Source organism: Vannielia litorea (genome assembly GCF_018424695.1).
Taxonomy (GTDB): domain Bacteria; phylum Pseudomonadota; class Alphaproteobacteria; order Rhodobacterales; family Rhodobacteraceae; genus Vannielia; species Vannielia litorea_A.
On record NZ_QTNQ01000007.1, the window covers coordinates 19,958 to 34,450 of the forward strand.

Annotated in this window: 14 protein-coding genes; 2 read left to right on the forward strand and 12 right to left on the reverse strand. The window is 65.3% G+C overall.

What is annotated here, in order from left to right:
* Nucleotides 1-16: 16 nt before the first annotated feature.
* From DYI42_RS04195 to DYI42_RS04215, 5 genes are all read right to left on the reverse strand, one after another.
* Nucleotides 17-1,225, reverse strand: coding sequence for a CaiB/BaiF CoA transferase family protein (locus tag DYI42_RS04195; RefSeq protein WP_213544670.1), 1,209 nt, complete (start codon nt 1,223-1,225; stop codon nt 17-19).
* Nucleotides 1,222-2,217 carry a CoA transferase gene (locus tag DYI42_RS04200; RefSeq protein WP_213544671.1) on the reverse strand — a complete coding sequence of 332 codons (996 nt, stop codon included), beginning with the start codon at nt 2,215-2,217 and terminating at the stop codon, nt 1,222-1,224. The genes DYI42_RS04195 and DYI42_RS04200 overlap by 4 nt, the downstream gene beginning before the upstream one ends.
* On the reverse strand, nt 2,214-3,338 hold the full coding sequence (locus tag DYI42_RS04205) for a CaiB/BaiF CoA transferase family protein (RefSeq protein ID WP_213544672.1): 1,125 nt from the start codon (nt 3,336-3,338) through the stop codon (nt 2,214-2,216). The genes DYI42_RS04200 and DYI42_RS04205 overlap by 4 nt, the downstream gene beginning before the upstream one ends.
* An 88-nt stretch (nt 3,339-3,426) precedes the next feature.
* Nucleotides 3,427-4,665, reverse strand: coding sequence for a 2-hydroxyacyl-CoA dehydratase family protein (locus DYI42_RS04210; RefSeq protein WP_213544673.1), 1,239 nt, complete (start codon nt 4,663-4,665; stop codon nt 3,427-3,429).
* A complete protein-coding gene (locus tag DYI42_RS04215; protein ID WP_213544674.1) occupies nt 4,662-5,732 on the reverse strand; it encodes a hypothetical protein in 1,071 nt (356 codons plus the stop codon). The genes DYI42_RS04210 and DYI42_RS04215 overlap by 4 nt, the downstream gene beginning before the upstream one ends.
* Before the next feature lie 64 nt (nt 5,733-5,796).
* On the opposite strand from DYI42_RS04215, the gene DYI42_RS04220 reads away from it, so the two are divergent.
* The gene (locus tag DYI42_RS04220) at nt 5,797-6,324 is read left to right on the forward strand and encodes a MarR family winged helix-turn-helix transcriptional regulator (protein WP_213544675.1); all 528 of its coding nucleotides are present in this window, start codon (nt 5,797-5,799) and stop codon (nt 6,322-6,324) included.
* Between the two features lie 78 nt (nt 6,325-6,402).
* Nucleotides 6,403-7,572 (forward strand): CaiB/BaiF CoA transferase family protein, encoded by a 1,170-nt coding sequence (locus DYI42_RS04225; RefSeq protein WP_213544676.1) that lies wholly within the window; start codon nt 6,403-6,405, stop codon nt 7,570-7,572.
* 1 nt (nt 7,573) lies between these two features.
* Here DYI42_RS04225 and argE read toward each other — a convergent pair whose 3' ends face one another.
* The 7 genes from argE to DYI42_RS04260 form a co-directional block, all read right to left on the reverse strand.
* Nucleotides 7,574-8,728, reverse strand: coding sequence for an acetylornithine deacetylase (gene argE, locus DYI42_RS04230; protein ID WP_244867529.1), 1,155 nt, complete (start codon nt 8,726-8,728; stop codon nt 7,574-7,576).
* Between the two features lie 9 nt (nt 8,729-8,737).
* Nucleotides 8,738-9,622, reverse strand: a complete 885-nt coding sequence (locus DYI42_RS04235; protein ID WP_213544677.1) for a LysR family transcriptional regulator — start codon at nt 9,620-9,622, stop codon at nt 8,738-8,740.
* A 351-nt stretch (nt 9,623-9,973) separates the two neighbouring features.
* On the reverse strand, nt 9,974-10,174 hold the full coding sequence (locus DYI42_RS04240; protein ID WP_213544678.1) for a hypothetical protein: 201 nt from the start codon (nt 10,172-10,174) through the stop codon (nt 9,974-9,976).
* A 45-nt stretch (nt 10,175-10,219) separates the two neighbouring features.
* Nucleotides 10,220-10,942, reverse strand: a complete 723-nt coding sequence (locus DYI42_RS04245) for a FadR/GntR family transcriptional regulator (RefSeq protein WP_213544679.1) — start codon at nt 10,940-10,942, stop codon at nt 10,220-10,222.
* A complete protein-coding gene (gene yjfF / locus DYI42_RS04250; RefSeq protein WP_213544680.1) occupies nt 10,939-11,931 on the reverse strand; it encodes a galactofuranose ABC transporter, permease protein YjfF in 993 nt (330 codons plus the stop codon). Before yjfF ends, DYI42_RS04245 begins: the two co-directional genes overlap by 4 nt.
* Entirely contained in the window at nt 11,928-12,983 is a 1,056-nt protein-coding gene (locus tag DYI42_RS04255; RefSeq protein WP_213544681.1) for an ABC transporter permease, read from the reverse strand. Before DYI42_RS04255 ends, yjfF begins: the two co-directional genes overlap by 4 nt.
* A complete protein-coding gene (locus DYI42_RS04260) occupies nt 12,983-14,491 on the reverse strand; it encodes a sugar ABC transporter ATP-binding protein (RefSeq protein WP_213544682.1) in 1,509 nt (502 codons plus the stop codon). The genes DYI42_RS04255 and DYI42_RS04260 overlap by 1 nt, the downstream gene beginning before the upstream one ends.
* Nucleotides 14,492-14,493 lie beyond the last annotated feature (2 nt).

Consider the following 14,493-nt stretch of genomic DNA (forward strand, 5'->3'; position numbering starts at 1 on the left):
GTTCCTCCCTTTGATGTCAGGACGTCTGCTGTGCCGGGCTTGGCTGCGCGGTCGCGTGCATTTGGGTCGGGGCGCGGGTGAGCGCTTGGATGTCATCTGGGCCAAGCCCGAGGCGTCCCAGCACGGCCTCCGTATCGGTGCCCGGCAGGCGCGCGGGTGCCGGTGCGGGCTCGCCGCCGAGGCGCACGGGCGGGCCGAGCTGGGTGAGTGCGCCACCGGGTGCTTCAACCTCCACCACCATGCGGCGTGCCCGGAAGTGCGGCTCGGCCAGCGCTTCAGACACGTCGTTGACCGGCGCAAACTGCGTGCCCGCCTCTTCGAAGAGCGTTAGCCAATGCGCCCGCGGCTGCGTGGCAAACAGCCCGGCGAGCGTGCTGCGGATCTCGTTACGGCGGGCCGCATCAAGCTGCGCCGATGTGAACTGAGGGACACCCATCACCGTGCAGAACGTCGCCCAATACCGCGGTTCCATATCTGTGGTGCAGAGCCATTTGCCGTCGGCGCACTGCCACAGGCCCAAGTCGGCCCTGCGGGTGCCGCGCGGCGGCGCATCGGCGGGGTTTTCATGGCGCGACAGGATGTTCGCAAGCATTGTCATGGAGCAGTCGGCCATTGCCACATCCACATGCCGCCCCTGCCCCGTGGCCCTTGCCGCATGCCAGGCGGCCAGCGCAGCGAAGGCGGCGTGAGCGCCGGTCGCGATATCGGCCGCCGGGATGCCCGGCAGGCCGGGTGCGTCCGGGTCTTCGCCGCAGCGGGAGAGTACCCCCGACAGTGCGAGCGCCACCGGGTCATGCCCCGGCTTGCCCGCGAGAGGCCCTTGCGCGCCTGTAAGGGTGAGGCTGAGGTAGACCAGCGCCGGGTTTTCAGCGGCCATGTCAGTGTAGCCCAAGCCCAGGCCTGCCAGCACACCGGGGCGGTAATCTTCAACGATGATGTCACAGGTGGCCGCAAGTTGCCGCAGCACCCCTTGAGCCGTTTCGTCACCGATATCGAGCATGATGGATTTCTTGCCGCGCGCGAGCATGTCGCGACCGCGCTGACGGGCCATCTCTTCTGGCCCGAGCTTTTCCCAGCCGAAGACCTTGGCCTGCTTGGCAAGCTCGCGCGGGTTTTCCACCCGGATCACCTCGGCCCCCTGGTCGGCCATGAGCCACGTGCAATAGGGGCCCGGCAATAGACGGGAGAAATCGAGCACTCGGAGGCCGTCAAGGGCACTGGTCATGAGGCCACCTCGGGAGGATGGGTTTGAAACAGCGGGCCGGGCAACCCATTGCGGAAGAAGCCACGCGCCTTCAAATGCGCGCTTTCGCGGACCTCCGGCAGGGTCATGATGGTGGAGAGGCCCCAACCCTGCGTCAGGGACCACTGTCCCAGCTCGGCCCGGGTGTGCCGCGCAAAGAAGGCCGCCACGATGGCTTGCCACCTGTCGATCGTGGCCTGCTCCGTCTCGGCGACGAGAATGTCTTCCCATTCGATATCAGAGAGTTCACCGGCCACACCCTCTGCTTCCATCTGGGCGACGACGGCGCGCATCATGCCCGGGTTGTCGATCATCGACCAGGTGACGTAGCCATCAGCACAGGGCCAGACCTGCCGCACGCCGGATGTGCCGCGCACCAGCATGTTGCCCTGCCGACGCCCGATCCGACCCGTCCAGTCAAACATCACCGCCTCGCGGTAATTGGCGCAGGCGGCGGCCTGCAAAGCGGAAACCACGATGCGCTGGCCCCGGCCAATACGTCGGCGCGCGGCGAGACCCATCAGGGCGGCAGTGGCCACCTGGATGCCGGTGAGCGCATAGGCCTGCTCACCCGGCAACCGCAACGGGGGCGCATCCGGAGTACCGGTGACGTGCATGAGGCCGCTCTCGGCCATCAGCGTGAGGTCCGTCACCGGGCGTGGGTCACCCAAGGGAAAGCCCGTGGCGACGACATGCACCAGGGCCGGGTTGGAGCCGGCCAGGGCCTCGACCTCCGGTCGCTGCGTTGTGCGACGCCGGTCGTCGAGCAGGATGTCAGCCTCTGACAAGAGCTCTGCCAAGGGTTTGTCGGCGTGGCGTAATTCCGCCCTCCAGGCCGCTGTGCGTGCAGGCGAGAGGCCATCCCCTGCCTCCGACACAACCACCTCTGCGCCGAGTTCGGACAGCATCTTCGCGCCCAGGTCCACCAGCCTGTCGGCCAGCACGACGACCCGAATGCCGGCAAGCTGGCTCATGCGATCACCCCATTCGCCGCCAAACGGTCAATCTCGGCCCGGTCCATTCCAAGGTAACCCTCGAAAACCTCCGTATTGTTCGCGCCAAGGCACGGCGCGGGGCCAACGGCGTGCGGCGTGGCCTCCATCTCCATTGGCGGCGCGGGCATGGCGGACGGGCCCAGCACGGGGTGGTCCACCGCCACGAAATGCCCCGCTGCGCGAAGCGCGGGGTGTTCGGAGAGCGCCTTGCCGTCGCGCACAGGGGACGCCGAAACGCCCGCGGCGGCGAGCCTTTCGGCCAGCTCAAAGGCGTCGTGATCTGCCGTTAACTCCGCCAACTCGCCCTCGCCCAGCATGCCCTTCAAGGCTGCGCGTTGCGTTTCGTCCTCGCAGGCAATGGCGATCCAGGCATCCTCGCCTGCACAGGGAAACACACCGTGGGGGTCCATCAACGGGTCCGCGTTGCCGGGTTTTTCCGCGGGCATCTCGGCGAAGAGATCGGCGATGACATGGGCCATCGGCTCGATCTGGCTGACTTCAACCCAGCTCCCCTGCCCCGTGCGCTCGCGCGCCTCGAGGGCCGCCAGGATGGCCACGGTGAGGAACATCGGGGCCACGACATCGCCATAGGCGAAGGGCGGCATATGGGGCTCGGAGCCGGGCCAGCCCGTCATGTCGGCGTGGCCCGAGTGGGCTGCCGCCGAGTTGCCGTAGCCGCGAAAGCCAGCCATCGGCCCGGTGCGCCCCGCAACGGAGACCGACGCGAGGATGACACCCGGGTTCACCTTGCAGAGCTCGGCCCAGCCTAAGCCGATGCGCTCCATGTATCCGGGGCCGAAGTTCTCCACCACAACGTCCGCCCAGCCGACAAGTTTTTTTGCCAGCGCCTGCCCCTGAGGGTCCGCGAGGTTGATGGTAACACTTTTCTTGGAGGTGTTGGTTTGGGCGAAGAAGGCCGAGGCATCTGGGTTGCCACGCTCGCCTTTCGCGAAGGGCGGAGACTTGCGCCCGAGGTCCAACCGCTTCGCGCTTTCGACTTTCACCACCAGTGCGCCATTGTCGGCCAATTCTTTTGTCGCCCGCGGACCGGCGCCCACCCAGCTGAAATCGGCTATCTTGAGCCCCTCAAGTGCCCGCATGGGCTTCCTCCCTTCGCGGGCCGACGACTCCCCTCGCCAGCCCTGTTGAGTTCAAGTTGGTTCACTTAATGAACTAAGTCAATCCGTCTCATATTTCGTCGAGCGCCTTTTTCACCTGCGCTTCGACCGACGCGCGATCCCATGCGCGCGGGTCCACCATATCTGACCAGATTTCGATGACCGTCACGCCCGCCTCTTCAAGGGCCTGCTTGGCAAAAAGCGAGCCGTACCCCGAGAACCGATCATGTTCGGGGATCAGCATCAGGGCCACGTCGATCCGGGCCCGCCGGGCTTCGCGCACCAGCCATGCATTGACCCATGGCGGCTGATGAAGCTGTTCGTTCATTGCCGAGACACGAGCGGCCAGAGCGCGGAGCGGGTCGCCATGGCAGGCCCGGATGTAGCCATCGGCGGCGAAAGGCAGATACATCGACCAGGCGAAGACGGCGCCGTGGCTTGCTTCGAAAGCACGGTAGAAATCGGTATCGAACCAGAGGCCGGCACCGATCCACATCATTCGGATGCGCTCGTTTTCGCAAACCGATTCCCCGCTTGCGATCCGGTCTGCAACCTCATCGCGGAACCTCTCAGCGTGGGCGATCGCCCAGTCCGAGCCGCGATGCCACTGCGGAATCATCACGTTGGGCATCTGCTCGCCGATGCCCATGGGCACCTGCGGCGCAGCGGCGATCATTCCACTCACCTCTTCGAGGATTCTTTCCTGCCGGTCGATGGCTGCCATGTAAGCGGCGAAGGCGGCCTCGTCGAACGCCCGCCCTGCGAGAGCCTCCAAGGCAGTGATCAGGTCGCGCATCTCGGCCACCACGAGATCAAGCCGGGCGGTGCCGTAAAGCGCCTCCCAGTCTTTACGCGCATGGGCCCACCACTCTGGCGCGGGGTCGGGAACGGCAGGGGCAGAGATGACATGAAGCGGTGCGCCGGTCTCCTCCGCCCAGCGCTGAAAGATGCGCGGATGCTCGTCGGAGGAGGCGCGGGCACAGAGCAGCGCAGGCGCAGGCAGGCCACCCCAGGGCTGACGCGCAGCATCGCCCTCGATCTGCGCGATCAGGCCCAGGGAGGAGTACTTTGGCAAATGGGCGTGAAACCCCTCTTGCTCCATGAAGTCAAAATAATAAGGGGCCTGCTGCTTTGCCGAGATGACCGCAGACCACCATTGATTGGTAACCATCGGCACATCCATGAAGTGAAACAGCTCATGCGGCGTATCAGCATTGACGAAGGCGAAGGGCTCGCCCGCGGTGATACGCCCACGCAGGCCTTTCAGCCAGTCTCGCTGGTGTGCAGTTGCGGCCTTTGCACAGCTCATGTCAGTGCCTCCTCAATCTGCGCGCGCGCGTCGGAGAGCCAGCCTTCATCGGGCCGGAATGGACGAAACCCGAGATCGACAAGTGGCACGGAAAGGCTGCGGCGCAGACGGGGCAGCTCCCAGCCGAAGCTGTCGTCATTGCCGTCCACCGCAGAGATCACGAGGTCGCAGCCAGAGATCCCCGCATCGAGCGCTGCCCCGAAGCGGGCGGGAGGGTTGGTGCGGATGTGCAGCGGGGCTTCGGACACACTGCGCAAGAGACCCGGCAGGTTTCCGGGCCCGGCATGACAGGCGGGCCAACCCTGGCCATAGGGCGTGAGATCGGTGAGGCCCAATCTGACATCGTCGCATAGCCCTACCAGTGCGGGCGTATCGGTGGCGGCCCCGACCAGAGCAGCACGACGCCGTGTAGCGATGCCCTTAGGCACCAGATTTTCGAGAAGCGCCGCATGGTGTTCGGGGGCGAGCCAGCGCCCAGCATTCCGAAAGACGTAGCGCTCGCGGGCCGACAGGCCGCTTTCCTCGAGAGCCGCGCAGGCCGCTTGCCTGCGGGCCTCCCGAACCAGTGCACCCTCTGTGCGCGCGGCGTCGGGCACGGCACCGAGCACCTCATGAAGCTCGGCCAACGCCCTCTCGGCCTCTGAGAGGTTGAAGGCGTGCAGCGCGTCCGACGTTCCGTGCAGCAGGTTCCAAAGGATCAGCCGTGGCCCTGGCGCGACCCGCCCCTGTCGGCGCAGCTCAAGCGCGTATTGATAAGCCGCGAGGGCTGCCACGTCATCGCGGCAGAACAGGATGGCGGCGAAACGGCTGAAGGCCCCTGCGGCGAAGCGATGCAGAAATCGACGGGCGAACCCATCCATGAAGGGCTCCACCACGCGGGCGACGGCACTTACCTCGGGCACATCCTGCAGCGGGGCGGCCTTTACATCAACGGCGCGCCCGCCGGCCCCGGCCACCAGTGCCTCGGGGCAGCCGTCACCGAAGAGCCCGACCAACGGCGGGCCGTTCGCCTCAACCGCTTCGGCACGGCCCTCAAAGGCCTTCGTTAGCTCCTGCCTCGCGCCCACATTCCCTCCGTGGCGATTTAGTTCACTTTGGAAACTATCTGACTATCCTTGTCAACTGTTGAATTTGGCGGGCATTGTGGCGGCCACCAGCCAACCGAGAGAGAAGAAGGCGCGCATGGACAGCAAGACTGAAACCCTTCCCCCCGCCGAATTGACGCTTGGGCCACTTGCGCGAGACCTCTCTTTTGCGAGTCGGGCGCTGCGGGCGCACCTGCGCGGCCACAACTCACGTGTGTTCGAGGAGCATGATGTGCCCTCCGGCGGGATTGCCCTACTCAGCCTGATCGGCCTCAACCCCGGCGTATCGCAAAAGGATCTGGCCGGAGCCGTGGTGCTCAAGAAGTCGGCGCTCACGAAGCTGGTCAACGAGATGGAGACCACCGGATTGATCGAACGCCGCAAGGGTGCGGGCGACCGACGCTACAATGCCGTGCACCTGACAACGAAAGGCCAGCGCCTGTTCGACGCCGTCATGCCGGATATCATTGCGCTTCAGGATCAGCTCCTCGCCCCTCTCTCCGCACAAGAGCGTAAGACATATTTCGATCTCACATGGCGCCTGATCGCGCATCTGGAACAGCAACCGGCTTGACCGAAACCCGCACTTAGTTTCTAAAGTGAACTATATGACCGCGGGCAGATCGCCGGCGGCCCCGGGATGGAGGACTTTGTGGCACAACCGCTGGCCGGGCTGCGTATTGCCGATTTCAGCCATGTCATTGCCGGACCGCTGGCAACGCAATTTCTCTGCCTGCTGGGCGCGGAGGTGATCAAGGTAGAGCCACCGCAAGGCGACGCGATGCGCTATTACACCCGCGACCCGGAGCGGCGCGGCATGGCCGAGCCATTCATCGGCGCGAATGCCGGGAAGAAGTCTGTCATCCTCGACTTAAAAACCGATGAAGGCCGCGTCGCGGCGCAGGCGATCATCGCGCAATCCGATGTTTTTGTGGAAAACTTCAGGCCCAGTGTCGCCGAACGGCTGGGCCTGGGCAGCGCCGCACTTCTGGAGGCCAACCCGGGGCTGATCTGCTGTTCCGTCTCGGGCTTCGGGCAAGCCGGGCCGATGCGCGACTTCCCCGCGATTGACCAGGTGATCCAGTCTGTCTCGGGGCTGATGACCCTGACGGGAAGCCCCGGCAATGAGAAGCCGCTGCGCGTGGGCTTCCCCATCGTTGATACCTACTGCGCCCTGCTGACCGCCTTCGCGATCCTCGCCGCCGTGACGCAAAAGCGCGCCGATCCGGAGGGCAAGGGCCAGGTGATCGACGTGTCGATGCTGGATGCAACAATGGTGATGATGAGTTCGGTCATCGGGGCGATGCTGATCAATGGCACGCCTCCCATACGGAGCGGCAACCGCGGCTTTTCCGGCGCGCCCACGGCCGATACATTCGCCTGCGCCGATGGCCAGATTACCATAGGGGCGGTGCAGCAGGTGCAGGTGGAACGGCTGATGGCGTCCCTGGGCTGCGAGGCCCTTCTGGAGGATGACCGCTTCGCCACGCCGGACGCGCGCATGCAGAACGACACCGCCTTGCAGGAGGCGCTAAGCCCTTACTTTGCTGCTGAAAAATCAGATGAGCTGGAAGCGAAACTGGCTGCGGCGGGGGTGCCTGCGGGCAAGGTGCGCTCAACGGTGGAAGCCTTGGACCTGGAGCAGCTTCAGGGGCGCGAGTTGTTTATTGATGTGCCCGTTGGTGATGGTAGAGCCGAGATTCTGAACGCGGGCTTCCGCTTTGCCCATGACGGGCCGGGCCACGGGCGCGGAGCACCGGGCCTTGGCGAGCATACCGATGAAGTTCTGGCGGCGCTGGGGCTGCGGCCTGCCGCCGAATAGCTCAGAGCCGTGTGCCGAGACGCTCCAGCATGGCAAGGCACTGAGACAGCTGGGAAACCTCGAGAAATTCGTCCGGCTTGTGCGCCTGTTCGACGGAACCCGGCCCACAGATCACCACGTCGATCCCGAGCTGCTGAAACACCCCGGCCTCGGTGTTGAAGGGCACCAGCGCGCCACCATTGGACCCGGTAAGCGCACAGGCCAGGGCTGCCGCTTCGCCTTCGGTCATCGGCAGAAGCCCCGGGGTATCGCCAATGGTTTCGGTGGTGATTGCTGCTTCGGGGGCCACCGCTTGCATTTCCGGCAGGAGTATCTCGTTGATATAACTTTCCAATTCGCCGCGCACGAAGCTGGCATCGACATCTGCCACGGGACGCATTTCCCACTGCACCTCCGCTTCGGCGGGGATGACATTATGGGCAAACCCACCCACGAGCGCCCCGGTATTGATGGTCGTCCAGGGCGGCTCGAAGCGGCTTTCGGGCGGAGTGCGGGCCTTCAGCGCCTCGCGCAGCTCCATCAGTCGGGCGATATAGCGGGCCGCGTACTCCACCGCGTTGACGCCAGCACCCGGATCGGAGCCGTGGCCGGAGCGGCCACGGAAGCGGGTGGTGTATTCGCAGCAGCCCTTGTGGCCTTCGACGACGCGCATGGAGGTGGGCTCGCCGATGATGGCGACGGAGGGCAGCACCTCGCGGGTTTTCAGCTGCTCGGCCAAGGACTTGGCCCCAAGGCAGCCGACCTCCTCATCATAGGTGAAGGCGAAGTGGAGCGGGCGGGATTTGACCTGCGCGGCAAGCTGAGGGGCCATAGCGACACAGGCCGCGATGAAGCCTTTCATGTCACAGGTGCCGCGCCCGTAGAGGCGGCCATCGCGCGGGGTGAGCGTGAAGGGATCGGCGGTCCAGTCCTGGCCTTCGGTGGGCACCACGTCGGAATGGCCGGAGAGCAGGATACCCCCTTCAACGTCGAGGCCTATCGTGGCGTAAAGATTGGCTTTATCGCCACTCTCATCCGACATCACCTCGACTCGCGCACCGGCATCCTCCAGCCGTTCGGCGAGGGCCGCAATGCAGGCAAGGTTGCTGTCTGACGAGACGGTGGGACAGGCCACCAGCTCACCCAGAAGCGTGATCGTTTCATCCAGCATGGTCATGGCGCGACCCTACTCCGGCGCGGCCTCCCCCGCCAGCCCGAGCGGACGGGCGCCCGCGAGGAGGGGCGCATGGGCGGCGAATAGGGCTGAGATGCGGCGGCAGACCTCGCGGATCTCGGGGCGGTGACGATCATCATTGTGGGTCACAAGGTGTTGCCGCTCGGTTAATTCGTCGATCAGCGGCCCGGCGCGCGTGAGCCTCGGGTCGGCGTCACCGACGAAACAGGGCATGACACCGATGCCGGCGCAGCCGCGCACGAGATCATGCATGGTGGCGACGGAGGAGGCCCAGGCCACCACCTGGACCGGCTGGCGCAGCACCCAGCGCGCGGCGGGATGGCGGGCGTTGGCCTCATCGACAGCCACCCAGCCCGCCGCCCCCGGATCGGCCATGTGGCGCGCCCGGAACGGCGCAAAACGCAGGGTTTCCAGGGGCTTGGAGGCGAGGTTGCCACTTTCGGGAGCAGCATTGCGAATGCCGATTTCAACCTCGCGGTGGGCAATGTCGAGCCGGGATTCTGTGGTGCAGAACGTGATGCGAAACGGGTCTTCGGGGCGCCACAGGTCGGTGAAATGGTCGGCCATGAAGGCTGCCGTGGCAGTGCCGGCGGAGATTCGGACGGCAGGGCGGTTCCCAGCGGCATCCAACCATTGGTCAAGCGCGCGCGAAGCGGCGGCCATGGGCTTTACCCGGGCCAGAAGCCCCTGCCCTTCCGGCGTAATTTCGTAGCCATTTCTAGACCTTACGAAGAGTTGCAGCCCAAGCGCCTCCTCCAGCGCCAGCATCCGGCGTCCGAGGGTGGCCGGGCTTGCGCCGGTTTCGCGCGCGGCAGCGGAAAGACCGCCGGAGTCGGCGACATGGTAGAAAAGCCGGAGATCCTCCCAATTTTGCATATATGAAAAATCGGCTCCGGTATTGGGCAATTCTCCGCGGTTAGGATGGCGTTATCTTTTCAAAAACGCAACACATGGAGGCCGACGTGACCCCGATCCTGACCATCCTCTCCCGCCGGGACGACCGCCGAAAGCACTCTGCAGAGGAGATCGAAGACTTTTATCAGACCCATGGCGTGCGGTGGCGCAACCCTTTTGCAAAACGCGAAACCGGCGGAAAAAGCGAGGGGGCACAACCTATGCACATCCGATGCACATCCCATGCATGTGCGAAATGCGAAAGCTGAGGCGGCGGCGCGGTAAACCCACGGGCACGGTCCGGCAAGGCGGCGTTAAGCGAGGTGCGCGGCGTCACTCTTCGTCGGGCGGGTCGGTCCACACCACGAAGAACTGGTAGGCGCACCAGGCCCCGGCGGCGGCGAAGGCGATGGCCCATCCCGTTGCCCCACTGGCCATCTCGACCCCGGCCCAGGCAAAGGTGAGTGCCGTGACCAGCACGCGGCGCCAGAGGGGACGGAAGAAGGGAACCCGGAGGTCGAAGATTTCTTTCATCTGGCGGCTGCCTCTGGCGCTTTGGTTGGACGTATGAAGCCCGGCTCACACGGTGGCGCGGGTGCGGGCGTGGCCCTCGGTAATGACCTTGAGCATCGCCTTATGTGCCGCCTCCGGCACGCCGGAGGCAATGGCGCGGGCGATATCACGGTGGTTTTGCGCCACCTCGGCCTTAACCTCCTTGAACTGCTCGTTGGCCTCGATGAGGAAGAGGGAATAGAGCGCGGTTTGCACCATGTCGCCCAGGGATTGCAGGAAGCGGTTGCCCGAAAGCTTGAGCACGTGGTGGTGGAACTCGTAGTCGGCCACGGCAAAATCGGCCCGGCTGGTCGCCCCGGCGAGCGCGTCGCATAGCGCGTAGAGGCGATCACATTCTACCTCGTTGGCGCGGCGTGCGGCGGAGGCGGCGGCGGCGGGCTCGAAGATGAGGCGAATCTCGAAGAGCTCGTCGTAGAAGCGGCCCGGATTCTTGACTGAGGTGTGCCATCGCAGCACGTCCTCGTCGAACATGTTCCACTCGTCAGAAGGGCGCACATGGGTGCCGACCTTGGCCTTGGAGGCGATCATGCCCTTGGCCGCGAGGGTTTTCTTGGCCTCACGCACCACGGTGCGGCTCACGTCGAACATCTCGCAAAGGTCCGGATCGAGCGGGATCATCGTGTCGGCCGGATACTCGCCGGCCACGATGGAGCGCCCCAGTTGGTCGACGACAAAATGGGTATGGTTCGAGGCCCGCGCGGAGGGCGAGCCCGAAGCGACAATCGTCATGATGGCTGAGCGGAGCCAGTCGCTCTTTTTCGTCGGGTTGTCGTCGCCCAAGTGAGGCCTTTCTGAAGCAGGATGAATGCGAAGAGCAAAGCGCCGATGACGATCTTAGTCCACCAGCTCGAAAGTGTCCCGTCAAAGACGATGTAGGTCTGGATCAGCCCCATGATGAGGATGCCGAAGAAGGTGCCGGCGACGAAGCCGTATCCGCCGGAAAGGAGCGTGCCGCCGATGACGACGGCGGCGATGGCATCAAGCTCGACGCCCACGGTGGCGAGGGAGTAGCCGGCGGAGGTGTAGAGCGAGAAGACGATGCCGGAGAGCCCGGCGAGCCCGCCGGAGATGGCGTAGATGCCGACGGTGGTGGAGGCCAGAGGCACGCCCATCAGCCGCGCGGTCTGCGCCCCACCACCGAGGCCGTAGACGTTTTGGCCGAAGCGGGTGCGGTGGGCGATGAGCGCGCCCGCGATGAAGGTGAGGATCATCAGCCCGCCGATCAGCCGGAAGCGCCCGCCGCCCGGGGCCTTCCAGTAGATATCCTGAAGCGTATCGTAGAACTCGTGGGTGATGGGCACGCTATCGGTGCTGAGGACATAGGCCGCACCGCGGGCGAGGAACATGCCCGCCAGGGTGACGATGAAGGGCGGCATTTCGAGGTAGTGGATGGTGGCCCCCATGGCCGCGCCGAAGCCCGTAGTGATGGCCAGAACGAGGGCAAAGGCGGTGAGCGGGTGCATGGAGGTGTCGCGCAGGACCACCGCGAGGAAGACACCGGTGAAGGCAATGACGGAGCCCACCGAGAGGTCGATGCCGCCAGAGAGGATCACGAAGGTCATCCCCACCGCGACGATACCAAGAAAGGCGTTGTCTGTCAGAAGGTTGGCCACGACGCGGGTGGAGAGCATGGCCGGGTATTGCGCGGCGCAGAGCGCATAGGCCAGCACGAAGGTTGCGAGCGTGACCATGAGTGGAAGGTGGGTGGAGCGGATCATGAGGTGCTGTCCCCGGGTGCTTTGCTGGGCGCGGGTTTGGGCCGCTCTGGCAGGCTCTCAGGGCCGGAGGCGCGGAGCATGTAGATGAGGTGGCCGATCTTGGGCGACTGGATCACCAGGATCGCCAGGATGAGCAGCGCCTTGATGACGAGGTTGAACTCGGGCGGCATGCCCGAAAGCAGGATCACCGAGTTGACCGACTGGATGATGAGCGCCCCGATGAGCGAGGCGACGATGGAAAACCGCCCGCCGAGCAGGGAGTTGCCGCCGATGACCACGGCGAGGATGGCGTCCAGTTCCAGCCAGAGGCCGGCGTTGTTGGCATCCGCCCCCTTGATGTCGGCCGCGACGATGACCCCGGCAAGCGCGGCGCAGAGGCCGGAGGCGAGGTAGACGCAGATCAGCAGGACGCGGGAGTTGATGCCCGCGAGGCGAGAACTCGCCTCGTTGACGCCGATCGCCTCGATCAGCATGCCGAGCGCGGTGCGGCGCACGGCGAGTGTGGCGAGCGTGCCGAGGGCGAGCCAGATGACGATGGGCGTGGGAATGCCCAGCACAGTGCCCGCGCCGAGGCGGATGAGGCCTTCGTTGTTGAAGGTGAGGATGGTGCCCTCGGTGATGAGCTGGGCGATGCCCCGCCCGGCGACCATCAGCACCAGCGTGGCGACGATGGGCTGGATGCGCAAGACGGCGACGAGCACCCCGTTCCAGAGGCCGCAAAGCAGGCCCGTCGCCAGCGCGCCGATGAGCGCGGTGCCCCAGCCATGGCCCTCGGTGACGAGGCTGGCGGCTGTGGCCCCGGCGATGGCCATGACTGCGCCGACCGAAAGGTCGATGCCCTTGGTCGCGATGACCAGCGTCATGCCGATGCAGAGGAGCGCGACAGGGGCGCCCCGGTTGAATACATCGACGAGGTTGCCGAAGATCCGGCCATTGCGGAAGGACACGTCGAAAAAGTCGGGGAAGACCAGCACGTTGAGGCCCAGAACCACCGCGAGGATGATAAGCTGCGGGGTGATCCGCTTGAGCAGGGAGGGGGTTGTGGCGGACATCAGGCAGCCCCCCTCTCTTCATCGGCGATGGCGGCGACGATATTGTCGGCGGTGATCTCGTCGCCGGAGAGTTCCTTCACTTGCCGCCGGTCGCGCAGGACGACGACGCGGGTGGAATAGGCCACCAATTCCTCCAGTTCCGAGGAGGCGACGAGCAGGGCCATGCCGTTTTCGCGCAGGGTTTCGATAAGGGCGATGATCTCGGCATGGGCGCCCACGTCGATGCCGCGCGTGGGCTCGTCGAGGATCAGGAATTCGGGTTCGGTCGCCAGCCAGCGCGCAAGCAGCGCCTTTTGCTGGTTGCCGCCGGAGAGCAGGCGGATTGGCATGTCCAGGCTGGCGAGGCGAATATCGAGAGCCTTTACATAGTGTTCAGCGATTTCATTCACCTTGGCGCGGGGGATCGGGCGCATCCAGCCCTGGCGGGCCTGAAGCGCGAGGATGATGTTGTCGCGCACCGAGAGATCGCCCACGATGCCATCTGTCTTGCGATCTTCCGGGCAGAGGGCAAAGCGGTGGGCGATGGCCTCGCGCGGGTTGGTGATGCGGGTTTCGCGGCCCTCCAGCAGGAGCTTGCCCTGGTCGGCCTGAACGGCCCCGAAGAGGAGGCTGGCGCTTTCGGTCCGGCCCGAGCCGAGAAGCCCGGCGAGGCCGACCACTTCGCCCCTGTGCAGGTCGAGGGAGAAGGGTTCGATCATGCCGCGCTTTGCCAGATCGTTGACCTGAAGGAGCAGCTCGCCCGGCGTGCCGCCCTTCTTTTCTGACACGCGGGCTTCGAGCTGGCGACCGAGCATGAGGGTGATGATGTCGTGCTGGGAGACTTCGGCGAGCAGGCGCTCACCCACCACGCGGCCATTGCGGAGCACGGTGGCGCGGTCAGATATTTCGAAGACTTGATCCAGGAAATGCGTAATGAAAACAATTGCGAGGCCGCGTTCCTTCAACTGACGGATCACGCCGAAAAGCAGCTCAACCTCATCACGGTCGAGGGAGGCGGTGGGCTCGTCGAGGATGAGCACCTTGCCCGACATGGCGACAGCACGGGCGATGGCGATGACCTGCTGCACGGCGACGGAGTAGCGCGTAAGCGGTTCGCCGGGGTCGATCTGGAGGCCGTAGCCTTCGAGCACCTCCGCCGCCGCCCGGTTCATTGCGCGGCGGTTCACCAGACCGAACCGGGTGGGCTGGCGGCCCATGAAGAGATTTTCGGCCACGGTGAGATTGGGCAGGAGGTTGACCTCCTGGTAGACGGTGCCGATGCCCAGATCCTGCGCGTCGGCGGTGCTTTTCGGGTCCACCTCCGCGCCTGCCAGCCGGATCACCCCGCCGTCACGGCGGTAGGCACCGGTGAGGCACTTGATGAGGGTGGATTTGCCCGCTCCGTTCTCACCCAGCAGCGCGTGCACCTCGCCGGGGTAGAGCTTGAGCTCCACCTCATCGAGCGCCACCGCACCGGGAAAAAACTTGGAGATGCCGCTGGCGTGGAGCAGCGGGGGCTGATCTGTCATCG